At 76.6% G+C, this 22691-nt stretch carries 21 protein-coding genes; 15 read left to right on the top strand and 6 right to left on the bottom strand.

Features of this window, described 5'->3' with window-relative positions; all coding sequences use genetic code 11:
- Positions 1-46: 46 nt before the first annotated feature.
- The 3 genes from NP075_RS17885 to NP075_RS17875 all read right to left on the bottom strand — a co-directional run bounded on the left by NP075_RS17885 (position 47) and on the right by NP075_RS17875 (position 3169).
- A complete protein-coding gene (locus NP075_RS17885) occupies positions 47-1177 on the bottom strand; it encodes a class I SAM-dependent methyltransferase (RefSeq protein ID WP_227563448.1) in 1131 nt (376 codons plus the stop codon).
- A gap of 520 nt (positions 1178-1697) precedes the next feature.
- The gene (locus NP075_RS17880; protein WP_227563447.1) at positions 1698-2936 is read right to left on the bottom strand and encodes a HipA domain-containing protein; all 1239 of its coding nucleotides are present in this window, start codon (positions 2934-2936) and stop codon (positions 1698-1700) included.
- Entirely contained in the window at positions 2933-3169 is a 237-nt protein-coding gene (locus NP075_RS17875) for a helix-turn-helix transcriptional regulator (protein ID WP_227563446.1), read from the bottom strand. The genes NP075_RS17880 and NP075_RS17875 overlap by 4 nt, the downstream gene beginning before the upstream one ends.
- 184 nt (positions 3170-3353) lie before the next feature.
- On the opposite strand from NP075_RS17875, the gene NP075_RS17870 reads away from it, so the two are divergent.
- The 9 genes from NP075_RS17870 to NP075_RS17830 all read left to right on the top strand — a co-directional run bounded on the left by NP075_RS17870 (position 3354) and on the right by NP075_RS17830 (position 13817).
- The gene (locus NP075_RS17870) at positions 3354-4673 is read left to right on the top strand and encodes an MFS transporter (RefSeq protein WP_227563445.1); all 1320 of its coding nucleotides are present in this window, start codon (positions 3354-3356) and stop codon (positions 4671-4673) included.
- On the top strand, positions 4673-7459 hold the full coding sequence (locus NP075_RS17865; RefSeq protein WP_227563514.1) for a DUF2804 family protein: 2787 nt from the start codon (positions 4673-4675) through the stop codon (positions 7457-7459). The genes NP075_RS17870 and NP075_RS17865 overlap by 1 nt, the downstream gene beginning before the upstream one ends.
- Before the next feature lie 106 nt (positions 7460-7565).
- The gene (locus NP075_RS17860; protein ID WP_227563444.1) at positions 7566-8315 is read left to right on the top strand and encodes a DUF4129 domain-containing protein; all 750 of its coding nucleotides are present in this window, start codon (positions 7566-7568) and stop codon (positions 8313-8315) included.
- A complete protein-coding gene (locus NP075_RS17855) occupies positions 8312-8857 on the top strand; it encodes a hypothetical protein (protein ID WP_227563443.1) in 546 nt (181 codons plus the stop codon). The genes NP075_RS17860 and NP075_RS17855 overlap by 4 nt, the downstream gene beginning before the upstream one ends.
- Positions 8854-9834, top strand: a complete 981-nt coding sequence (locus tag NP075_RS17850) for an AAA family ATPase (protein ID WP_227563442.1) — start codon at positions 8854-8856, stop codon at positions 9832-9834. Before NP075_RS17855 ends, NP075_RS17850 begins: the two co-directional genes overlap by 4 nt.
- Positions 9831-11204, top strand: coding sequence for a DUF58 domain-containing protein (locus NP075_RS17845; RefSeq protein WP_227563441.1), 1374 nt, complete (start codon positions 9831-9833; stop codon positions 11202-11204). The genes NP075_RS17850 and NP075_RS17845 overlap by 4 nt, the downstream gene beginning before the upstream one ends.
- A complete protein-coding gene (locus tag NP075_RS17840; RefSeq protein ID WP_227563440.1) occupies positions 11201-11827 on the top strand; it encodes a hypothetical protein in 627 nt (208 codons plus the stop codon). The genes NP075_RS17845 and NP075_RS17840 overlap by 4 nt, the downstream gene beginning before the upstream one ends.
- A 119-nt stretch (positions 11828-11946) precedes the next feature.
- On the top strand, positions 11947-12219 hold the full coding sequence (locus NP075_RS17835; RefSeq protein ID WP_227563439.1) for a hypothetical protein: 273 nt from the start codon (positions 11947-11949) through the stop codon (positions 12217-12219).
- Positions 12216-13817, top strand: a complete 1602-nt coding sequence (locus NP075_RS17830; protein WP_227563438.1) for a hypothetical protein — start codon at positions 12216-12218, stop codon at positions 13815-13817. The genes NP075_RS17835 and NP075_RS17830 overlap by 4 nt, the downstream gene beginning before the upstream one ends.
- On the opposite strand, the gene NP075_RS17825 is transcribed toward NP075_RS17830, so the two are convergent.
- On the bottom strand, positions 13771-14154 hold the full coding sequence (locus NP075_RS17825; RefSeq protein WP_227563437.1) for a phage holin family protein: 384 nt from the start codon (positions 14152-14154) through the stop codon (positions 13771-13773). The genes NP075_RS17830 and NP075_RS17825 overlap by 47 nt on opposite strands.
- Before the next feature lie 379 nt (positions 14155-14533).
- Here NP075_RS17825 and hisC point away from each other — a divergent pair, with 379 nt between their 5' ends.
- Positions 14534-15601 carry a histidinol-phosphate transaminase gene (gene hisC, locus NP075_RS17820; RefSeq protein ID WP_227563436.1) on the top strand — a complete coding sequence of 356 codons (1068 nt, stop codon included), beginning with the start codon at positions 14534-14536 and terminating at the stop codon, positions 15599-15601.
- A 50-nt stretch (positions 15602-15651) separates the two neighbouring features.
- On the opposite strand, the gene NP075_RS17815 is transcribed toward hisC, so the two are convergent.
- Positions 15652-16548 (bottom strand): cytochrome c oxidase assembly protein, encoded by an 897-nt coding sequence (locus tag NP075_RS17815; protein WP_256791294.1) that lies wholly within the window; start codon positions 16546-16548, stop codon positions 15652-15654.
- A gap of 2 nt (positions 16549-16550) precedes the next feature.
- Positions 16551-17024: a DUF2243 domain-containing protein gene (locus NP075_RS17810; protein ID WP_227563434.1), complete on the bottom strand. Its 474-nt coding sequence runs from the start codon at positions 17022-17024 to the stop codon at positions 16551-16553.
- A 189-nt stretch (positions 17025-17213) separates the two neighbouring features.
- Between NP075_RS17810 and pdhA the strand changes: the two genes are divergently transcribed.
- The 5 genes from pdhA (at position 17214) to NP075_RS17785 (ending at position 22655) form a co-directional block, all read left to right on the top strand.
- A complete protein-coding gene (pdhA, locus tag NP075_RS17805) occupies positions 17214-18377 on the top strand; it encodes a pyruvate dehydrogenase (acetyl-transferring) E1 component subunit alpha (protein ID WP_227563433.1) in 1164 nt (387 codons plus the stop codon).
- Positions 18374-19444 carry an alpha-ketoacid dehydrogenase subunit beta gene (locus NP075_RS17800; RefSeq protein WP_284439902.1) on the top strand — a complete coding sequence of 357 codons (1071 nt, stop codon included), beginning with the start codon at positions 18374-18376 and terminating at the stop codon, positions 19442-19444. The genes pdhA and NP075_RS17800 overlap by 4 nt, the downstream gene beginning before the upstream one ends.
- Positions 19445-19461: 17 nt before the next feature.
- Entirely contained in the window at positions 19462-20967 is a 1506-nt protein-coding gene (locus NP075_RS17795) for a dihydrolipoamide acetyltransferase family protein (protein ID WP_227563432.1), read from the top strand.
- Positions 20968-21084: 117 nt separating this feature from the next.
- Positions 21085-21879, top strand: a complete 795-nt coding sequence (locus NP075_RS17790; protein WP_227563431.1) for a hypothetical protein — start codon at positions 21085-21087, stop codon at positions 21877-21879.
- A gap of 77 nt (positions 21880-21956) precedes the next feature.
- A complete protein-coding gene (locus tag NP075_RS17785; RefSeq protein ID WP_227563430.1) occupies positions 21957-22655 on the top strand; it encodes a copper resistance CopC family protein in 699 nt (232 codons plus the stop codon).
- The last annotated feature ends 36 nt before the right edge of the window (positions 22656-22691 follow it).

The raw sequence follows: 22691 nt of genomic DNA, 5'->3' as shown, positions 1-22691 counted from the left end.
GCCGGACGTCCGCCGGGCCACGGGACGCGGCGTGGACGTCTGCGCCTCAACCCCGCGTCGACACCGTCACCGTGAACTTCGGCCCCCGGCCGACCTGACGCGTCGGGCCGACGACGTGCTCGAGCGTCGGGCGGTACCGAAGGTGGGAGTTCCACACGGCCCAGAGCTGCCCGTCGGGGCGCAGCACGCGGGCGGCGTCGACGAACAGGGCGCGCGCGACGCCGGGGTGCACGGTGGCCTCGACGTGGAACGGCGGGTTGAGCAGGACGAGGTCGACGCTCCCGTCGGGGATGCCGGCGGTCCCGACGGCGCGGGTGACGCGCACGCGCTCGGTGAGGCCGTTCGCCTCGACGGTGGCCTGCGCGGACGCGACGGCCGCTGCGGACTCGTCGGTCGCCGTCACGGTCAGGCCCGGCCGTGACCGGGCGAGCACGACCGCGAGGACCCCGGTGCCGCAGCCCAGGTCGAGGGCGGTGCCGGTGGTGTGCGGGACGTCATCCAGGTGCGCGAGCAGCGCCCGCGTCCCGATGTCGATCCCGGTGCCGGCGAACGCGCCGCCGTGCGCGCACACGGTGATCCCGAGGTCCGGGTGCTCGACGCACTCCGGCCAGCGCCGTGCCGGTCGCTGCGACGCCGGCAGCGGGGACGAGGCGACGATGACCCGCGACTTCTGCCGCGCCAGGCGTGCCCGGACCTCCGAGAAGTGCCGGCCGAGCACGTCGTTCATCGCGTGGGTCATGTGCTTGACCCGGCCGCCGGCCATGACGACGACGTCAGGGTCGGCGTGCTCCGCGACGAGCGCGGCGACCTCGTCCAGCGCGTCGAGCGCGCGAGGCAGCTGCACGAGCACGAGCCGTGCGCCCGCCAGGAGCTCCGGGGTGAGGCCGTGCGACGTGAACCCGCCCGTCATCCCCAGGCGCCCGGCGTTCGCGTGCAGCGCGAGCTCGCCGGTGAGGCGGTCCTGGTGGGTGCGGACCCCGCTGACGCCGTACCGGGCGATCGCCCCGAGGGTGAGCGCGCCGTACCGGTCACCGATGACGACGACTGTGCCGTCACCGGCCGCAGCGAGCTCGGGCGCGGCCTCGTCGAGCAGCAGACGGTCGGTCGCGTCGACGGCGTGGAGGTTCGGTCCGTCGAGGTCGGGGTCGCGGCGCAGCTCGTCGAGGACGTCGCTCATCGCGCACGCCGGGGTCGGGTCATCAGGTCGAGGCTAGCAACGCGGGGTGGGCGGCCGGACCGGGGGTGCGCCGAGCAGTGTCGGGCACCGAGGATCGGGCGTCGCGACCGCCGTGGCCTGCGGCCGGGCGCACGGACTTGTCGCGGCGGCGTGCCGCGCGCTCCTCCGTCCGAGGGTCGGGAACCGCCCGGTCCCCGCCCGACCGACGACCGGCGAGAAGGAGGGCATCATGCGCTGCCGCTACCTGCGGGTGACGCTCGCGCCCAGCGCGTCCGCACAGTACGTCGGCCAGGTCGGCGTGCACGACGAGCTCACCGTCCACCACCCGACCCGTCACGTCGTGGTGGGCCGGACGCACGTACCGCAGGTCCTCGAGCGGCACCGGGCAGCCGGGCCGCCCGACTGGGGAGGTCTCCGAGGCGGCTTCGTGACGTCGCAGGCGACGACGGCGAACCCGCTCGCTCGAACGGTCGATGACGAGGCCGAGCGCCGCGGGCAGGATGACGGCGACCGCGGTTCGTCACGACCCGGCGAGCAGCCGCACGACGCGCCGGTCGACCGCCGCCCACGCGGTGTCGCCGACCCCGGGGTACGCGCCGCGATCGAGCCCGCGCAGGGCGGCACCGAGCCGCTCGAGCGTCTCCCTCACGACGCGCGCGGCCAGCCGTGGGGGCATGCCCCAGCCGCCGGCCTCGGCCGCGAGGTGGGCGGACGTGAGCGCGTCGATCTCCTGGACCCCGTCGACGTCCATCGCGACGCGCGTCTCGGCGTGCCGGTGGTGCGTGTGCATCGCGACGTCGTAGGCGGGCGCCAGACGGTGCGTGCCGTCGGGCAGGTGCAGCACCGACAGGTTCTTGGCGTGGGCGTCGGTGTTCCCGACCGCCACGTTGAACGTCGTGAGTGCGAGCAGCCCGTCGAGCGGGACGCCGAGCCGTTCGAGGCGCGTGGCGATCTCGCGGAGCGACGGCAGCCGCCTGCCGTACTGGAACTTGCGCTCGGGGTCGGTCGTGTCGAGCCCCAGCAGCTGGGCGGCGTCCTCCTGGTGGACCCGCTCGGTGGTCTCCGGGCCGACGACGCGGTCGTACCGGCGCACGACGAGGGCGCGTCGCCCGGCGAACGTCCGGTGGTACGCCTCGACGTCGCCGAGACCGCACGCCCGCGCGAGCGCGAGGGACGCCTCCTCGGTGTCGGTGAGGTCCGCCGACCGGGAGTCGGCAGGACGGGCGACCTTGAGGATGTGCGTGGACGGGCGGTCGGGCGTCGGCAGCGCGAAGCCGTCGGAGGTCGCGGCCAGGACGATCTTCGACTCGAGGCCCGCGATGGACGTCGGCTGGTCCGCCGTGCCCTGCTCGGTCGCCTCGTCGAGGAGGGCTCCGATCTCGCCGTCGTCGAGCGTGCGCAGCGGGACGCGCGGCCGGTCGGGCGCTGCACCCTCCGGGACGAGCGCGAGTGCGCCGGCGGTGTCGCGCCCGTGGACGGCGAGGAAGCCGACCACGTCGTCCGGGGCCACGCCGGCGCGGCGCGCGAGGTGGCTGCGGGCGCGACCCTCCGGCATGAGACCGCGGAGCCAGGCGCTCACGGCGACCGGCGACGGCGCGCGGTCGGAGAGCGGCAGCAGCCCGGACAGCACCGCCGAGCCGTGGCCCCAGCGTGTGAGGGCGTCGTCGGTGAAGCGCAGCCGGACGCGGTCGTCACGGTCGCGTTCGACCTGCGCGGCCAGCGTCCCGTAGAGCCACGCGTCGAGCGTCCGGACGCTCACCGCTCGTGCACCTCCATGCGCACGTCGAGGGCTCGGAGCATCGCGAAGAGGCGTCGCGTGTAGAGCGTCGGCGTGCCGGACTCGATCTGGTAGACGTACCGGCGGTCGATGCCGAGCGCGTCGGCGAGCGCGTCCTGCGAGAGGCCGCGCCGCTCGCGGACGAGCCTCAGGAAGGCGCCGAGCTCGGCGGCGCTGTTCACCGAGGCCCAGGCGGGCCGGTCCTGCTCAGCCATGCCGGCTCCTCCATGGGTTGATATCTGCGCATGCGATCGATGCGAGGATATCAGCCCATGACCCGGATGGGCTGATATCAGCGCTTCCAACTGACCAGTGGTCGAGGTGGCGGTCGCGTGTCCCGTCGGCGCGGCGGGTGCGCGGGACGTCCGGGCTGACGTCCCCGCTGGTTACAGTCCCCTCGTGCAACGGAGCCACGCGGGCCGTCGGCTGTGGGTCTGGGTGGTCCTGCTGGGGCTGACCGGACAGCTCGCCTGGACGGTCGAGAACATGTACCTCAACGTGTTCGTCCACGACACGATCACGGACTCCCCGACGGTGCTGGCGACGATCGTCGCGGCCAGCGCCGTGGCGGCGACGGTCACGACGCTGCTCGCCGGGGCGTGGTCGGACCGGGTGGGCCGGCGGCGGCCGTTCATCGCGGGCGGGTACGTGCTGTGGGGTGCGTCGACGGCGGCCTTCGGCCTGGTCGGCGTCGACACGGCCGCCTCCCTGGCGCCCGCGCTCGACGCGGTCGTCGTCGCGGTCGTCGGGATCGTGCTGCTCGACTGCGTGATGAGCGTGTTCGGTGCCACGGCCAACGACGCGGCGTTCAACGCGTGGGTCACGGACTCCACCGACGCGTCCCACCGGGGCCGGGTCGACGGCGTGCTCGCGACGCTGCCGCTGCTGGCGATGCTGCTGGTGTTCGGCGCGCTCGACCCGCTGACGCGCGACGGCCGCTGGTCGGTCTTCTTCGCGGTCGTCGGCGGGGCCACGGTGGTGGTCGGCGTCGTCGCGTGGTTCGGCCTGAAGGAGGCGCCGACGCCGCGCCCCGGCGGCACCTACCTCGCGAGCCTCGTGCACGGGCTGCGGCCGAGCACCGCGCGCGCGCACCCGCGGCTGTACGTCGCGCTGGCGGCGTGGGCCGTGCTCGGCACCAGCACGCAGGTGTTCATGCCGTTCCTCATCATCTACGTGCAGCGCTACCTCGACATCGACGGGTACCCGGTCGTCCTGGCGTCGGTGCTGCTGGGCGCCGCGGTGGTCAGCGTGCTCGGCGGGCGCGTGCTGGACCGCGTCGGGCCGCACCGCGCGATCCTGCCCGTGGCGGGCGTGTACGCCGTCGGGCTGCTGCTGATGTTCCCCGCGCGCGGCATGCTCGCCGTCATCGGCGCGGGGATCGTCATGATGTCGGGGTTCATGCTGGGAGTCGCGGCCGTCTCCGCGACCGTGCGCAACCTGACCCCGCCGGACCGTGCGGGCCAGGTGCAGGGCCTGCGGATGGTGTTCGCCGTGCTCGTCCCGATGGTCGTCGGCCCGTTCCTCGGCGCGGCCGTGATCGCGGGCGCCGACGAGACGTACGTCGACCTGGGCGTCGTCAAGCAGGTGCCGACGCCGTGGGTGTTCGTCGCGGCGGCGGTCGTGGTGGCGTTCGTCGTCGTCCCGGCGCGACGGCTGCGCGACGTGCCCGTGCCCGTGCCCCTGCCCGACGAGACCCCTGACGTGGAGGTGCCCTCGTGATGACGCCCTGGGGCGAGGCCCTGGACCCCGACGCGGTCCTCCCCGAGCACCCGCGCCCGCAGCTCGTGCGCGACTCCTACCTCAACCTCAACGGCCGCTGGGACCACGCGGTCACGCACGCCACCGACGAGGAGCGCCCGCAGGTGTGGGACGGCCCGATCCTCGTCCCGTTCTCTCCCGAGGCCCCGCTGTCCGGCGTCGGCCGCACGCTGCAGCCCGACGAGGCGCTCTGGTACCGCCGCACGTTCACGCTGCCCGCGGGGTTCGTCCGCGACCGCGTCCTGCTGCACCTCGGCGCCGTCGACCAGGACGCGCAGGTCCGGGTCGACGGCACCGACGTCGGCGGTCACCGCGGCGGGTACCTGCCGTTCACGCTCGACGTCACGGACGCCCTGGTCGGCGACGAGCACGAGGTCGTCGTGCGCGTCCGCGACGTCACCGACACCTCCTGGCGCAGCCGCGGCAAGCAGAAGCTCGAGCCGGGCGGCATCTGGTACACCCCGCAGTCGGGCATCTGGCAGACCGTCTGGCTGGAGTCCGTGCCGGCGCGGTGGGTGGACCGGCTCGTCCTGGCGCCCGACCTCGCGACGGGTGAGGTCGAGGTGACGGTCGTCGCGGGCGGCGGCGCCGGCGAGGCGGAGGTCACGGTCGCGGCCGACGGGCGCGAGGTCGTGCGTCGCACCGTCCCGACGGGCGTCGCGACGCGCCTGCCCCTCGGCCCCGACGTGCGCCCGTGGAGCCCCGACGACCCCTACCTGTACGACGTCGAGGTGCGCCTCGGCGACGACCGCGTGACCAGCTACGTCGGCATGCGCTCGTTCGGCGTCGGACCCGACGCGCACGGCCGCAGCCGCCTGCTGCTCAACGGCGAGCCGTACCTGCACGCGGGCCTGCTGGACCAGGGCTACTGGCCCGACGGGCTGTACACGCCGCCGTCGGACGCCGCGATGGTCCACGACATCCGCACCGCCAAGGACCTGGGCTTCACGATGCTGCGCAAGCACATCAAGGTCGAGCCGCTGCGCTGGTACCACCACTGCGACCGGCTCGGGATGCTCGTGTGGCAGGACATGGTCAACGGCGGGCGGACGTACCACCCGGCCGTCGTCACCGCGCCGGTGCTGACCCCGCTGCGGCTCGACGACTCCCGGTACCGCGCGTTCGGCCGGCAGGACGCCGAGGGCCGCGAGGAGTTCCTCGCCGAGGCCGACGCGACGGTCGAGCTGCTGCGCAGCGTGCCGTCCGTCGCGCTGTGGGTGCCGTTCAACGAGGGGTGGGGGCAGTTCGACGCCGCGGCGGTCGCGGCGCGCGTCGCGGCGCTCGACCCGACCCGGCCCGTCGACCACGCGTCCGGCTGGCACGACCAGGGCGCGGGGGACCTGGTCAGCCGGCACGTCTACTTCCGTCCCTACCGGCTGTCGCGCGCCGACGCGGCCGACCCGCGCGCCGCGGTGCTCTCGGAGTACGGCGGCTACTCGCACCGCGTCGAGGGCCACACGTGGTCCGACAAGGAGTTCGGGTACCGGCGCTTCCGCGACCGCGACGCCTTCGAGCGCGCGTACCTGCGGCTGCAGCACGCGCAGGTCGGGCCGGCGGTCGACGACGGGCTCGCGGCGTTCGTCTACACCCAGCTCGCGGACGTCGAGGAGGAGACCAACGGCCTGCTGACGTACGACCGGCGCGTCGTGAAGGTCGACGCCGAGGCCGTCCGCGCGTCGAACCGGCGGCTGCGCGAGCGGCACGACGTCGCCGCGGGCCTGCACGCACCGCGTCCGCTCGCGGTCACGGAGCGGGAGATCACCGCTCCCGTGAGCCTCACGCTGCCGGACGGCCGGCTGAACCCCGCCGCCGTGGGCTGGACCCGCACGCCGCTCGTCGACACCGACGGGGTCGGGCGGGGGCTGCGCGGGCGGGGCCGCAACAAGCGCTGGGAGTACTGGGCGGTCACCACGCCGACGCACGTCGTCGCGCTCGTGGTGTCCGCCCTCGACTACGCGGCGCTGCACGGCATCTGGGTGCTCGACCGCACCACGGGCGAGGCGGTGGCGCACGACGCGATCGGCGCGCTGACCGGCTCGGCGCGGTTGCCCGGGACGCTCGGACGCGGGCCGGTGCGCGCCGCCACGCGCGCGGTGCGGATCGCGATCGACGAGGTCCCCGGCGGGACCCGCCTGCGCGCGGTGGGGGAGCGCGTGCGCGTCGACGTCGTCGCGCACCGGCCCGACGGGCACGAGTCCCTGGGCGTCGTCGTGGCGTGGTCCGACACCCTCTTCCAGTACACCGTCAAGGACGTCGCGCGCCCCGCGACGGGCACGGTGTGGGTCGACGGGGTCGCGTCGGACGTGCCGGCGGGGGACTCGTGGGCGACGCTCGACCACGGCCGCGGCCGCTGGCCCTACGACGCGCGGTGGAACTGGGGCGCCGGGTCCGGGCGCACCGACGGGCGCGTCGTCGGCCTGCAGGTCGGTGGGCGGTGGACCGACGGGACGGGATCGGTCGAGAACTCGTTCCTCGTCGACGGACGGCTGACGAAGATCAGCGAGGAGCTCGTGTGGGACTACGACCCCCAGGACTGGCTCGCGCCGTGGCGCGTCACCGGCACCGACGTCGAGCTCACGCTCACGCCGTTCCACCTCAAGGAGTCGGCCACGGACCTCAAGGTCGTCGTGTCCCGCACGCACCAGTGCTTCGGCCACTGGTCGGGGCGGGTCCGCGACGCCGGCGGGACCTGGGTCGCGGTGCGCGACGTCGTCGGGTGGGCGGAGGACGTGCACAACCGCTGGTAGCGAGGGACGCGCCCGGTCCGCGCCACGGGGTCCCCGCCCGCGTCGGCAGATAGCCTGAGCGTCGGCCCGCCACCGACGGTCGGCCGCCGACCCCCTGGAGCCCACGGTGCCGACCCGCCAGGCCGCAGCCGCGGCGACCGCACTGGCCGCGGTCCTGGTGGTCGTCGGGGTCCTCGCCGCCGCGCTCGTCGGCCCGCTGTCGCTGCAGGGGACGCCCGACGTCCCCGTCGTCATGCCCGAGCTGACCGAGCTGCCCGTCCTGCCGTCCGACACACCTCCGTCGGAGCAGACCGCCGACCAGGAGCCGCCGACCACGCCCTGGTGGGCCGTCTGGGTGGTCCGCGTGGTCCAGGTGCTGGCCGTGGCGCTGCTCGGGCTCGCGCTGTTCCTGCTGCTGCGGCACGCCGCACGCGGGTGGCGGTTCGACCGTGGCACCGACGACGAGGACGACGTGCCGCCCGGCGACGGCGAGAGCAGCGAGCTGTCCGTCACGGCCGTCGCCGCGCTGCGCGAGGGCGTCGCCGCGGCGACCCGCGCGCTCGACGAGGACGTGCCGCCCGGTGACGCCGTCATCGGGGCGTGGGTCGCGGTGGAGACGGCGGCGGCCCGCACGGGCGTCGAGCGGGACCGCGCGCAGACCGCGAGCGAGTTCGCCGTCGACGTGCTCGGCGCGACCCGCGCGGACCCCGCGGCGACCCGCGAGCTGCTCGGCCTGTACCTGGAGGCGCGCTTCGGTGCGCACCCCGTCACCGTCGACGACGTGCGCCGCGCGCGGGACCTGCTGGCCGTCGTGGCGCGCGGCCTCGTGCCGCGCGACGAGCAGGACGGGCCCGCGACGCAGGAGCCCGCACCGTGAGCGGCGTGCGCGAGGCCCTCGCCCGGGGCTGGGACCTGATGTGGCGGCCGCTCGCCGCCGGTGGCCTCGTCGCGGGCGTCACGCTCGCGCTGGGCATGACCGTCGCGTCCGCCGTCGTCCTCGCGCTGGCCGTCGTGACGCTCGCCGCCGTCGTGCTGCGGGTCGACGGCCGTGCCGAGCCGCGCCCGGCACGCGCCGTGGCCACCCGGCACGAGGGGGCGCGCGGGGACGTGCACGACCTCGCGTGGACCATGGTGGGCCGCGACGGACGGGCCGGTGAGCGGGCGCTGCGGCGCCTGCGGGACGCGGCCGCGCGCCGCATCGCCCGGCACGGCCTCGACCTGGGCGACCCGGACCAGGCGGACGCCGTCGCCCGGCTCGTCGGCGCCCGCGCGTACGGCACGCTCACCCGCCGCGGTCACCCGCTGCCGACCGTCGGGGACCTGAGCCACGCCCTCGGCGTCCTGGAGCGCCTCGGCGCCACCCGTGACCGCACCGACCCCGACCCCGACCCGGCGAACCTGAGGACGAACCAGCGATGACCCAGACCCCCGCGCCCCTCGCCGTGGCGGACGCCGCGGCACGTGGCCGTGCCGTCCTCGACGAGGTCGCCACCGCCGTCGTCGGCATGGCCGAGCCCTTGCGCGTCGCGCTCGCGGCCGTGCTGGCCGGCGGGCACGTGCTGTTCGAGGACGTCCCGGGGCTGGGCAAGACCCTCGCCGCCCGCAGCCTCGCGACCGCCCTGGGGCTGGACTTCCGGCGCATCCAGTGCACCCCGGACCTGCTGCCGTCCGACGTCACGGGCTCGAGCGTCTTCGACCCGGTGACCTCCGAGTTCACGTTCCGTCCCGGGCCGGTCTTCACGGGCCTGCTGCTGGCCGACGAGATCAACCGCACCGCCCCCAAGACGCAGTCCGCGCTGCTCGAGGCGATGGCGGAGCGCCAGGTCAGCGTCGACGGCACGACGCACGCGCTGCCCGCGCCCTTCCACGTCGTCGCGACGTCCAACCCGGTCGAGTACGAGGGCACGTACCCGCTGCCCGAGGCGCAGCTCGACCGGTTCATGGTGCGCCTGGCGGTCGGCTACCCGGACCGGGACGCCGAGGTCGACGTGCTCGGGCGCCGCCTCGCGCGCCGCCAGGAGGGCGCGTCGGTGCGCCAGGTCGTGGACGCGCAGACGCTGCTGGCCATGCAGGCCGGCGTCGAGGGCGTGGACGTCGACGCGGACGTGCTGGCCTACTGCGTGGACCTGGCGGCGGCGACCCGCACGCACCGCGCCGTCGAGGTCGGCGCCTCGCCGCGCGGGTCGCAGGCGCTCGTCCTGGTGGCCCGCGCGCTGGCCGTGCTGGACGGGCGGGACTACGTGACGCCCGAGGACGTCAAGGCCGTCGCCGTGCCCGCGCTCGCGCACCGGCTGTCGCTGACGCCGCAGGCGTGGGCCGCGGGTCTCGCGCCGGAGGCCGTCGTGCGGGAGGTGCTCACGCAGGTGGCCGGGCCGACGACGGCACGCCGCGCGTGAGCCTGCCCGAGGCGCCGCCGGCGCGTCCCCCCACGTGGGTGGACGACGCCGTCGTGGAGGCCGCCCCCGCCGGGCGGTGGACGCCCGCGCTCTCGGTGACGTGCGCGTCGGCCGCGTGCCTGGTGCTGCTGGTGGCCGGCGTGCTGGCCGCGCGCCCGGACGTCGCCGTGCTCGGCGCGGCCCCGCTCGTGCTCGCGGTGCGGGCGCTCGCCCGTCGTCCCGCCGGCGCGCTGCGGGCCTGGTTCGAGCCGGACGTGACCGGGGACGATCCCGACGGGACGGGCGCGCCCGGGGGCGTGCGCGCGCGGCTGGGCCTGGAGGGACCGGGGTCGTGGGCGCGCGTCGTCGTGCGACGGCAGGACCGGCCGGGCGCCGACGTGCTCGTGCGCGTCCGGCACGAGCGGTCGCTGCCCGTCGTCGCGCGGACCGTGCGCACGGGGCCGCAGGAGGTCGCGACGGCCGACGTGCAGGGCGTCGGGCCGGACGGCGCGTCGGTGGCCGAGCCGACGCCGTCGGTCACGCGGCGCACGACCGTCCTGCCGTCGACGACACCCCTGCTCGACCTGCCCCTGCCTGTTCGGCTGCGCGGCCTGACGGGCCCGCACGAGTCGCGCCGGCCCGGGGAGGGCGGCGGCCTGCGCGACGTGCACCCGTGGGCGCCGGGGGACCGGCTGCGGCGCATCGACTGGCGCGTCACGGCCCGGCGCTCTCCCGACCTGCGCGAGCTGTACGTGCGGCGCGAGCACGCGCAGGCGGAGGCCGTCGTCGTCCTGGTCGTCGACTCGCGCGACGACGTCGGCCCCGACCCGCGCACCTGGCGCGGGGCGCTCGCGCCCCGCCCCCAGGACGCCACATCGCTGGACCGCGCGCGGCAGGCGGCCGCGTCGCTCGCGCGCGCCTACCTCGACGGCGGCGACCGCGTCGGTCTCGACGACCTGGGGGTGCGCCGCCGGCCCGTGCCGCCCGGCGGCGGCCGGCGGCAGCTCGACCGGATCCGCCACGCCCTGGCCCTCACGGCCCCCGAGGGTGAGCCCGCGGCGCGGCTGCGCCCGCCGCGCGTGCCGTCGGGAGCGCTCGTCGTGATGTTCTCGACGTTCCTCGACGACGAGTCCGCCCGGGTCGCCGCACGGTGGCGGAACGCCGGCCACCGGGTGGTCGCGGTCGACGTGCTGCCCGCGCTGCGCACGTCCGGCCTGTACGACCGCGAGCGTCTCGCGGTGCGCCTGATGACCCTGACCCGCGAGGACCGCATGGCCGAGCTGGCCGACCAGGACGTCGAGGTCGTGACGTGGCGCGGCCAGCCGGCCGTCGCCCTGCGGGTGCTCGCACGCCGGGCGCAGCGCCGGCCCGGCGCGGGGGTGCCGCGATGAGCGCGCGGTTCGGCTCCGAGGGGTTCGGGGCCCGGGTGCAGGACCTGCTCGGGCCGCTGGGACGCGCGCCGCGGCGCCGTGGCGAGCCCGCCGAGGTGGACGTGCGCACCGGGCGCACCGTCCCCGCCGTGACCGTGCGGGCGGCGCTCGCGGTGGCCGGCGTGGCGGCGGTGGTCGTGGCCGCGACGGCCCCCGGGCGGGTGGTGCCCGTGTCGCTGCTCGGGCTGATGGTGCTGGTCGGTGCCGCGCCCGCCGTCGCGCCGCGCCTCCCGCTGACGGCGCTGCTGCTGCTGGTCGTGGGCGTCCGGCTGCTCGTCGCGGACCCGGCGCCGCCGCTCGTGCTCGCCGCGCTGGTGCTGCTGGTGCACGTCGTGCTGCGGCTGGCCCCCGTCGCGGCGCGCACGGGGTGGCGGACGGACGTCGAGGTGGCGGTGCTGCGCGACGACCTCCCCGCGGCGCTCGCCGCGCAGGCCGGCGCGCAGGTGCTCGCCCTGGTGGCCGGCCTGGCCTCCGCTGCCGACGCCGGGACGGGGTGGCACGTCGTGGGGCTCGTCGTCGTGCTCGGCCTGGCGACGCTCGCGATCGCGCCGCCCGCGCGGCCGTGGTGGCGCGCGGCGCCCTGAGCCCGCGGGGGACGCCCGCGGGCCGGTGAGCCGACCCCAGGGGCCGCCGGCGGCGGGTGCGTCCCCAGGTCGGGCCGCGGGCGGCCCGCGACCTGCGCCGCGCTCCTAGCGTCGAGCACATGTCGACGACGGTCATCGGGCCCGCGCTGGCGGACGTGCGCGCGGCGGTGTGGGCCGCGCAGGTCGCGGTCGTGCGCGCGGGCACCGTCACGTGGACGGGCGTCGCCGCCGACGCGGCGGAGGCGCGGCGCCAGGACCTGCTGACCGACCTGCGGCGCTGCCTGGACGCCCTCGACGCGGCGGACCGGCTGGTTCTGCAGGCGCGCCGCGCCGAGCAGCGGTGCGTCCCGGGCCGTGCCCTCGTGCCCGCGGGCGGCGGGACGTGGCCGTGAGGGACGGGCGGTCGCTCACCCTGGACGGTGGCCGCCGCGTGCTGGTGGACGCGAGCGAGCTCGCCCTGGTGGCGCACCGGCTGCGCGACGCCGCGGACGGGCTCGACCGGGCCGACGGGCGGCTCGGCGTCGCGGCATGGGCTGCTGGCCTCGCGGCCGGCTCGCCCGAGGCCCGCGCGCTGCAGGACGCCGTGGACGCGCTGCGGGTGGCGTCGGCCGGGCCGGCCGCCCTCGCCCGTGACCTGCACGACCTCGCGACGCGGACCCGCGACGCCGCCGCCGTCTACGACCTCGCGGAGACGGACGCCCAGGCCCGGTGGGCGCGGGTCGTCGGGATGCTCGGACTCGTGGTCGGGGCGGGGCCGGTGGGGCCGGCCCTGCTGACCGGCGCTGCGGTGGGCGTCGCCGTCGGGGACCTGCTGATCGAGGAGGCGGGCCGGCTCGTGGGCGGTCCGTCGGGCTGGCCGTCGATCGGGGGCCTGAGGGAGGACGCGGAGCGGATCGCCTCCGTGCCGCAGCGGGTCGTCGACGACGGACGCGGTGCCCTCGTCCTGCAGCTGCTCGCCGCGGCGCTCGGGTCGATGACCGGCGCGTACGCCCCGCAGCTCGACCCGGTGCGACGGTTCTCCGCCCACGTCGCGGGTCTGCTGCCGGCGCGCGACGTGCGGCTCGTGCCGCGCACCGACCCGCCGGACCTGCCGGCGCCCCGCGGGATCGGTGACCTCGTCGACCTCGTCGCGCGCACCTACGACGACGGCACGGCGACCGGGGAGCCCGGCACGCCGGTGGCGACGATCACCGTGCAGGCCCTCGACCACACCGACGGCACCCGCTCGTGGGTCGTCGCCGTGCCCGGCACCCGTGCAGCCGGCCTGACGGGCGACGTGCCGACCGACAACGGCACCAACCTCGCGCTCGAGGGCGGCGTGCCCGACGTCATGAGCCGGGCGGTCGTCGAGGCGATGGCCGCCGCCGGGATCGGCGCGGACGAGCCCGTCGCGCTCGTCGGGCACAGCCAGGGCGGCATGGTCGCGACGCAGGTCGCGGCGGCGACGGCGGGCGCGTACGCCGTGCGGCTCGTCGTGACCGCGGGGTCCCCGGACGTCCCGGCGACGGTCCCGCCGGGTGTCGCGACCGTCACCCTGCGGCACCGGCAGGACGCGGTGACCGTCCTCGACGGCAGGGTCGGCGAGCGCGGGGGAGCGGCTGCGCTGTCGGTGGTCCGGGACCTGGCGACGACGGGCGGCCCCGCCCGCCCGTCGTTCAGCACCGCGCACACCGTCGCGGGCTACGTCCGGACCGGCGCGATGGTCGACGCGGCGCTCCCCGACCTGGCGGCCGACGACCCGGTGCGCCGCGCGCTCGCTGACGTCCTTGGCCCCGCGCCCACCGTCGCGACGACCACGCAGGTCACCGTCACGGTCGCCCGTCCGGAGGACCCGGCGCGACCGACGTCGTGGCCCGCCGGCTCGCCGGGCGGCGCGCCCGGGTGGCCGCCGGCCCCGCGGGTTCTGCCGACGCCGGAGGTCCTGGGTGGCCCCGCGGTGGGAGTTACCGGTCCCGCGACGACGACGTCATCGACGACAGCACGAAGCTGACGACCGAGATGATCAGCGCACCGATGATCGCCGTGCCGAAGTCGTCGATCCGCAGCCCCCAGGTCGTGCGCTCCGTGATCCACTCCGTGAGCAGCAGCATCAGGGCGTTCACCACGAGCGTGAACAGACCGAGCGTGAGGATGTAGAGCGGCAGCGAGAGCAGGGCCACGACCGGCTTGACGATCGCGTTGACCAGGCCGAAGACGAGCGCGACCGCCAGGATGATCCCGACGGTCTGCGTCGTGGTCTCGCCGCCGACGACCACCAGGCCGGGCAGGATCAGGGTGGCCAGCCAGATGGCGACCCCGTTGATGAGCACGCGGACGACGAATCCCATGGTCCGATAGTGCCCCTTCCTGGCCGTTTGCACAGGCCGGACGCCCGGCGCGCCGCGCAGCGGCCCCAGCGACGGGTACTGGATCGCTCTCTCACGTGCGGGCCCGGGCCCTGGACTGCCACCCCCACACCCCCCCTTCTGGCGTGAGAGTGCAATCCAGTCACGTCTGCGTCCTGGGGCGGGTGACTGGATTGCGCTCTCGCGGGCGGGTTGAGGGCCCTGGACTGCCACCCCCACACCCCCCCTTCTGGCGTGAGAGTGCAATCCAGTCACGTCTGCGTCCTGGGGCGGGTGACTGGATTGCGCTCTCGCGGGTGGGGTGGGGACTGGATTGCGCTCTCGCGGGTGGGGGTGGGGTGGGCGGTGGCATGCTGGCCGCGTGAGTCGCGTCCCCCTGCGCCGTGTGTTCGCCGAGCTGCCGCCGTACGTGCCGGGCGCACGTGCCGCCGTCGGCGCCGCCGCCTACAAGCTGTCGTCGAACGAGAACCCGTACCCGCCCCTGCCGTCCGTCGTCGCGGCCATCGTCGACGGCGCCGCGGACGTCAACCGCTACCCGGACATGCACGCGACCGAGCTGACGACGGCCGTCGCGGGGAGGCTCGGCGTGGCGCCGGAGTCGGTGGTCGCCGGGACGGGGTCGGTCGCGGTGCTGGGTCACGTCCTGGCGGCGGTCTGCGAGGCCGGCGACGAGGTGGTCATGCCGTGGCGGTCGTTCGAGGCGTACCCGATCGCGGTGGCGCTCGCGCACGCCCGGCAGGTGCGCGTCCCGGTGGGCCCCGACGGGCGGCTCGACCTGCCCGGCATGGCCGCCGCCGTCACCGAGCGCACGCGCGTCGTGCTGGTCTGCACGCCCAACAACCCGACCGGTCCCGCGGTGCGCGACGACGAGCTGCGCGACTTCCTCGCCGCGGTGCCGCGCGACGTGGTCGTCGTCCTCGACGAGGCGTACGTGGAGTTCGTCCGCGACCCGCAGGCGCCCGACGCCCTCGCGCTGTTCGCCGAGCACCCCAACGTGGTGCTGCTGCGCACGTTCTCCAAGGCGTACGGGCTGGCCGGGCTGCGCGTCGGGTACGCGGTGGCCCGTCCGCGGCTCGCTGCGGGCATCCGCGCGGCGTCCACGCCGTTCGGCGTCTCGCACGTCGCGCAGCTCGCGGCGCTCGCGTCGCTGCGCGCCGAGAGCGAGCTGCTGACCCGTGTCGACGCGATCGTCACCGAGCGCACCCGCATGCTCGCGGGCCTGCGCGCCCAGGGCTGGGACGTCCCCGACAGCCAGGCGAACTTCGTGTGGCTCCCGCTCGGGCACCGCGCCGCCGGGTTCGCCGAGCGCTGCGCGCACGCGGGGGTGCTGGTGCGCCCGTTCGCCGGGGACGGGGTGCGGGTCAGCGTCGGCGAGCGCGAGGCCACCGACATCTTCCTCGCGGTCGCCGAGGCGCACGGCCCGCGCTGAGGCACCCCCCGCGCCGCGGGGAGCGGGCGCGCGTCGCGTCGTCGTCGCCGTCAGGTGGCGACCGGCGCGGCGGTGGGTGGCGCGGCGGTGAGACGCGCGCCCGCCACGTCGCGGGTGTCGTGGGCGCGGTACCAGGCCGCGAGCACGGCCACCGCCAGCAGCACCTCGGCGACGTCCCCGACGTAGTACATCCACTGCGCCGCGGCCTCGACGTCGGCCGCTGCGTGGACGCCGCCCGGCGGCAGCCGGTCGGCGTGCGCGTACAGCAGCTTGGCCAGCGCGGCGTGCGCGCCGCCCGCCGCCACGAGCACCACGAGCCGGGTCGCCGTCCCGGGCCGCCGCGGGGCCGGGTCCGGCCCGGCGAGGGCCCACGCGAACAGGTACCCGGCGAGCAGGAAGTGCGCGTGGACGAGCACGTGCGCGGGCGCCGACCGCGTGGTCAGCGCGTACAGCGGCGTCAGGTAGAGGACGGCGAGGCCGCCGACGTGCAGGGCGGCCGCCGTCACCGGGTGGCTCAGGACGTGCACGGGACGCGCGCGCAGCACGCGCCCGACGACCCGCCGCACGCCCGGCGACCCGGCGCCCAGCAGGAGCGTCACGGGCGCCGCCAGGACCAGCGCGAGCGGTGCGAGCATGCCGAGCAGCAGGTGCTGGACCATGTGCCGGGTCGCGTCGCCGGGCACGACGGCGAGGGCCGGGGAGAGGGCGACGGCGACCAGCGCGCACCCCGTCGTCCACGCGAGCGTGCGGCCCGCCCGCCACGGGCGCGGCATCCGCCGGCCGTACCGCGCGGTCGCGGCCACGTACGCGGCGACGAGCGCCACGGCCAGGACGACCGGCACGATCGTCTGCGCACCCCAGGCCTGCGCGGGCGCGACGTGGTCGCCGCCGTGGGCGAGCACCGGCGACGCGACCACGGACGAGACGACCCCGGACGGGACGGCCACGGTCACGCCGCCGCGCGCGCGGGCACCGCCCGCCGCGCCCGCCGCCACAGCACCGCACCGATCCCGAGCAGCAGGACCGCACTGGCGGTCCACGCCAGGTCGTACGGCAGCAGGTCGACGCCGTACCGGATCTGGTGGACCCGCAGCAGCTTGTGGTCGACGAGCGCGTCGACGAGCTGGAAGCCCCCGGCGCCGAGGAAGAACCCGGACCACGCGGCGGGCACGACGAGGGCGCCGCGACGGCGCAGGTCGGCCAGCAGGAAGAAGCCGGCGACGAGCGCGACGAGCTCGGCCGCGTGCAGCAGCCCGTCGGACAGCAGGGCGACGTCGGGCGTCCCGCGGTCGTAGAAGTGGTGCCAGGCCAGGACCTGGTGGAAGACGATCTCGTCGACCGCGGCCATGACCCCGGCGCCGACGAGCGCGGCGGCACCGGCGGACCGGCGGCGGGCGGACGTGGGCGCGAGGTCTGCGGTCACGACGCCTCCGGCGGGGGGTGGGACCATCGAGCGTCGCGCACCGGGCGGCGTCGTGCCACCGCACGCGGCCCCGCTTGTGGGGATCCCACAAGCGGGGCCGCGCGAGCGTTGTCCGGACCGGGCCCTCGTAACCTACGGATCCGTAGCCTACGCTGACGTAGGTTCGATTCCCCAGCGAAGGAGCACCGCGTGAGCACGACCGTTCCCGCGGCCGACGGCCCCCTGACCGACGACGGTCTCGTCCAGCTGCTCACCCCCACGGGTGAGCGCGTCGGTCACCCCGAGTACGACCGGTGGGCCGCCGACCTGGACGGTGACCGGCTGCGCGCGATGTACCGCGACATGGTCCTCACCCGCCGCTTCGACAACGAGGCGACGTCCCTGCAGCGCCAGGGCGAGCTCGGGCTCTGGGCGCAGTCGCTCGGGCAGGAGGCCGCGGCGGTCGGCTCCGGCCACGCGCTGCGCCCCCAGGACCACGTGTTCCCCTCGTACCGCGAGCACGGCGTCGCGCACGTCCGCGGACTGGAGATGACGGACCTGCTGCGGCTGTTCCGCGGCGTCGACCACGGCGGCTGGGACCCGGCCGACCACGGCTTCCACCTGTTCACCCTCGTCATCGGCTCGCACACGCTGCACGCGACCGGCTACGCGATGGGCGTGCAGCGCGACGGCCTCGTCGGCACGGGCGACCCGGCGCGCGACACCGCGGTCGTCGCGTACTTCGGTGACGGCGCGACCGCGCAGGGCGACGTCAGCGAGGCGCTCGTGTTCGCGTCCGTCAACCAGGCACCGGTCGTGCTGTTCTGCCAGAACAACCAGTTCGCGATCTCCGAGCCGACGACGCGCCAGGCGCGCGTCCCCCTCGCGGCCCGCGCACCCGGTTTCGGCATCCCGTCCGTGCGGGTCGACGGCAACGACGTCGTCGCGTCGTACGCCGTCACGCGCCAGGCGCTCGAGCGGGCCCGCAGCGGCGGCGGCCCCACGTTCATCGAGGCGTACACGTACCGCATGGGCGCGCACACGACGTCGGACGACCCCACCCGCTACCGCACGTCGGAGCAGGAGGAGTACTGGCGCCGCCGCGACCCGATCGAGCGGCTGCGCGTGCACCTCGAGCGCACGGGCGAGCTGCCCGAGGTCTTCCAGGCGCAGCTGGCCGCGGAGTCCGACGCGTTCGGCGAGCACATCCGCACGACCGTCCGCGCGATGGGCCACCCGTCGCCGCACACGATGTTCGACCACGTCTACGCCACGCCGAACGCCGTCGTCGACGCCGAGCGCGCCTGGTTCACGCAGTACGAGCAGTCCTTCGTCGACCACGACGGCCGCCGGACGGCAGGAGGCCACCGATGAGCGTCACCAGCGAGCGCGCACGCCTCACCGACCTGCCGCCGGCACCCGCCCCGCCCCCGTTCCCGACGGGCACGCAGCGGCTCCCCATGGCCAAGGCCCTCAACCTCGGCCTGCGCCGGGCGCTGGCGAACGACCCGCGCACGCTGCTCATGGGCGAGGACATCGGGCGGCTCGGCGGCGTCTTCCGGGTCACCGACGGGCTCTTCGCGGAGTTCGGCGACGACCGCGTCGTGGACACGCCGCTCGCGGAGTCGGGCATCGTCGGCACCGCGATCGGCCTCGCGCTGCGCGGGTACCGGCCGGTGTGCGAGATCCAGTTCGACGGGTTCGTGTTCCCCGCGTTCGACCAGATCACGACCCAGCTGTCGCGCATGCACTACCGCTCGCAGGGGCGGCTGCGGCTGCCCGTCGTCATCCGCATCCCCTACGGCGGCGGCATCGGGGCCATCGAGCACCACAGCGAGTCGCCCGAGGCGCTGTTCGCGCACACCCCGGGCCTGCGCGTCGTGTCCCCGTCGACCGCGTCCGACGCCTTCACGATGATCCAGCAGGCGATCGCCTCGCCCGACCCCGTCATCTTCCTCGAGCCGAAGGGCCGGTACTGGGAGAAGGGCGACGTCGACCTCGACGCACCCCTGCCCGCACCGCACGGCAGCCCGACGGACCTCGACCACGCGCGCGTCGTGCGTCCGGGCACGGACGTGACCGTCGTCGCGTACGGGCCGACGGTCGCGACCGCGCTGAAGGCCGCCGAGGCGGCCGCGGCTGACGGCACGAGCATCGAGGTCGTCGACCTGCGCACGATCTCCCCGCTCGACACCGCGACCGTCGCCGCGTCGGTGCGGCGCACCGGCCGCTGCGTCGTCGTCCACGAGGCGCCCGTCCTCTACGGGACGGGAGGCGAGGTCGCGGCCCGGATCACCGAGGAGTGCTTCTACCACCTGCAGGCACCCGTGCTGCGCGTCGGGGGGTTCCACACCCCGTACCCGGTCGCCAAGATCGAGCACGACTACCTGCCCGGGCTCGACCGGCTGCTCGACGCCGTCGACCGCACCCTCGCGTTCTGACCCCCCGGAGACCCCGCGTGCCCACGTACCAGCAGTTCCCCCTGCCCGACGCCGGTGAGGGCCTGACCGAGGCCGACATCGTCACCTGGCACGTCGCCGTCGGCGACCGCGTCGAGGTCAACCAGACGATCGTCGAGATCGAGACGGCCAAGTCGCTCGTCGACCTGCCGTGCCCGTGGACGGGCGTCGTGACCCGGCTGCTCGTCGACGTCGGCACGACCGTCGAGGTCGGCACGCCGATCATCGAGGTCGACACCGACCCCGACGGGGCGGCCGGACCGGCGGACGCAGCGCCGGGCGCCGCAGCGCCGGCCAACGCCGCTGCGGCCGCGCCGGTCGCCCACCCGGCGGACGGGGTGCGGGCCCGCCACCCCCACCCCACCAGGTCGTCGGCCGAGCCCGGCGGCGCGGACGAGATCGAGGCCGCGCGCGAGGACCTGGCCCCGGCCGACGGTGCCCGCTCCGGTGCGGTGCTCGTCGGCTACGGCGTCGCGGACGCCGGCACGGCGCGCCGGGCCCGCGCGGTGCCGGGTGGTACCGCCACGGCCGTAGCCCCCGCGCCCGCGACGGCCCCGCGCACCGGCGGCGACGCAGCGCCCCGACCGGACGGCCGGACGGGCCACGCGCTCGCCAAGCCGCCCGTGCGCAAGCTCGCGCGGGACCTCGGGCTCGACCTCGACGCGATCACGCCGACCGGCCCGGGAGGGATCGTCACGCGCGAGGACGTGCTCGCCCACTCGGTGCGCGCCGAGGGCCGCGCGCTCGCGACGTACCCGGGCGACGACCGCCCGTGGGCCGCGGGCGGCACCGTCAGCCCCGACGGCCGCCAGACGCGCGTGCCGGTGAAGTCGGTCCGCAAGCGGACCGCCGAGGCGATGGTGTCGAGCGCGTTCAGCGCGCCGCACGTCACGGTGTTCCACACGGTCGACGTCACCCGCACCATGAAGCTCGTCGAGCGGCTGCGCGCGGACCGCGAGTTCGCCGACGTGCGGGTCACGCCGCTGCTCATCGCTGCCAAGGCGCTGCTGCTGGCCGTCGACCGGCACCCCGAGATCAACGCGTCCTGGGACGAGGCGTCGCAGGAGATCGTCTACAAGCACTACGTGAACCTGGGGATCGCGGCCGCGACGCCGCGGGGCCTGGTGGTGCCGAACGTCAAGGACGCGCACCGCCTGGACCTGCTGAGCCTGGCGCGAGCGCTGGGCGAGCTGACGTCCACGGCGCGCGCGGGCCGCACGTCGCCGGCCGCGATGTCCGACGGCACGATCACGCTGACCAACGTCGGGGTGTTCGGCATCGACACCGGCACGCCGATACTCAACCCGGGCGAGGCGGCGATCCTGGCGTTCGGGGCGATCCGTCGCCAGCCCTGGGTGCACAAGGGCAAGATCAAGGTCCGCGACGTCACGCAGCTCGCGCTCAGCTTCGACCACCGGCTGGTCGACGGCGAGCTCGGCAGCCGCGTGCTGGCCGACGTCGCGGCGGTCCTGGCGGACCCGGCGCAGGCGCTGGTCTGGGGCTGACCGGGTCGCGTCCCGGGGGGTGGGACGCGGGACCTCGATGCGGCGCTGCCGCCCCGGCGGAGTGCTGAAACGATTCCGTGGATGGACCGCGGGCGCTCCGGGAGCGATGTTCGGCCGGTGCCCGCCGACGAGTACCGCGTACCGGGCCGGAGCCCGCTCGTGCTCGCCCGTGGGGTCGGCCTGACCGCTGCCGTGCTCGCCGGCGCGGTCGGCGGCCACTGCCTGGCCGGAGGTCACGTGCCCGGGCCCGCCCTGCTGGGTGCCGTCGCCGCGCTCGTCCTGGTGGCGGGAGTGCTCGGCGCCCGCACGGCCGCAGGGCGCAGCACGCGGCTGGCCGCCGTGCTCGGTGCGGCCGCGCTGGCCGTCGCGCTGCAGCCGCTGCTCGCGATGCTGGCGGCCCCGGCCGCCGGCAGCGTGACGGTGGCCGGTGGCCACGCGGAGCACGGCGCCACCCCGGCGGGAGGGGCCGGCGACGATCTCGGGACGGCGGACGAGGCCCTCTCCACCGACGACGCCGCCACGCCGATCGACCTCGCCGCCCTGCGCGATGCGGGCTTCGACCTCGACGCCGTGCGCGCGGCCGGGACCGACCTCGACGCGCTCGTCGCGGCCGGGCTCGACGCCGCGACCCTCGAGGCCGCGGGACTCGACCCGACCGACCCCCACGCGCCGCACACCGTGGCGGCGCTGGTCGCGGCCGCCGACCGGGCCGCGGCTGCGGACCCGCCGCCGGCCGCCGACCCGCCCGCCGCCACCACCGCCGACGCGCCGCCCGCCACGACCGACACCGCCGCGCGACGACAGGCGGCGCTCGGGGTGACCGTGCTGGCCACGGCGCTGCTCGCGCACACCGCGCTGCGGCTGCCCGCCCGCCGGGGACGTGCCGTGCCGTGGGCAGCCGCGCCTGCGTGACCGGGCGGCGGTTGGCCGCGCGCGGCGCGGGCGTGATGGGATCGGGGCGCTGTCGTCCCTCCAGGAAGGTGGTCGTCGTGCCGTCCGTCCCGTCCCCCCGCGCGCGTGCCGCGCGGCGCACCGCCGCGCTCGCCGCGCTCGTGCTGCTGCTCACGGCACTGGGGGCCTCGCCCGCCGCCGCGCACAACACCCTGCGGTCCACGGACCCGGCGGACGGGTCCACCGTCGCGACGGCACCGGCGCAGGTGACGCTGACCTTCGACCAGCCGGCGACGGAGCTGGGCACCCAGGTCGTCGTGACGGGACCGGACGGTGCGGTGCTCAGCGCGGGCGCCGCGCAGCTCGTCGACGCGTCGGTCGTCCAGCCGCTCGTCGCGGAGCTGCCCGCGGGGACGTACACCGTGGACTGGCGGGTGACGTCGGCCGACGGGCACCCGCTGTCCGGCGCGTTCACGTTCACGGCCACCGACGCCGTGGGCGGCGCGGTGCCGACGGCGGACGCCGCGCCCACGCCGGAGCCCTCGGCGGAGGACGTGCCGGCCGACGAGCCCACGGAGGACGCGGCGGTCGAGTCCACGGTCACGGCGGTGCCCACGCCCGCAGCGCCGCCGCCGGCGGACGGGCCGTCCGCCGGGGTCTGGATCGCGGTGGGGCTCGGGGCGCTGGCGGCGCTGGGCGGCGGGGTCATCGCCGCGGTCGTCGCGCGTCGCCGCGCGCGGGCCGACGGCGCGCCGGCCGCGGACGGCGCCGGGCCCGGGCCGACGACCGCGGAGTGAGACCCGCCACGGGGCCGGCGCAGGGCCGCCGCCCGC

This window comes from Cellulomonas wangsupingiae (assembly GCF_024508275.1).
GTDB classification, from domain to species: Bacteria; Actinomycetota; Actinomycetes; order Actinomycetales; family Cellulomonadaceae; genus Cellulomonas; species Cellulomonas wangsupingiae.
The sequence above is the reverse complement of the archived record's forward strand: the minus strand, read 5'-3'. Positions and strand labels throughout refer to the sequence as shown.

Bases quoted from the DNA above. Each gene is read 5' to 3' on its own strand.
- NP075_RS17885 (WP_227563448.1), bottom strand. From the start codon at position 1,177: ATGAGCGACGTCCTCGACGAGCTGCGCCGCGACCCCGACCTCGACGGA.
- NP075_RS17875 (WP_227563446.1), bottom strand. From the start codon at position 3,169: ATGGCTGAGCAGGACCGGCCCGCCTGGGCCTCGGTGAACAGCGCCGCC.
- NP075_RS17865 (WP_227563514.1), top strand. From the start codon at position 4,673: ATGACGCCCTGGGGCGAGGCCCTGGACCCCGACGCGGTCCTCCCCGAG.
- NP075_RS17850 (WP_227563442.1), top strand. From the start codon at position 8,854: ATGACCCAGACCCCCGCGCCCCTCGCCGTGGCGGACGCCGCGGCACGT.
- NP075_RS17840 (WP_227563440.1), top strand. From the start codon at position 11,201: ATGAGCGCGCGGTTCGGCTCCGAGGGGTTCGGGGCCCGGGTGCAGGAC.
- NP075_RS17835 (WP_227563439.1), top strand. From the start codon at position 11,947: ATGTCGACGACGGTCATCGGGCCCGCGCTGGCGGACGTGCGCGCGGCG.
- NP075_RS17825 (WP_227563437.1), bottom strand. From the start codon at position 14,154: ATGGGATTCGTCGTCCGCGTGCTCATCAACGGGGTCGCCATCTGGCTG.
- NP075_RS17800 (WP_284439902.1), top strand. From the start codon at position 18,374: ATGAGCGTCACCAGCGAGCGCGCACGCCTCACCGACCTGCCGCCGGCA.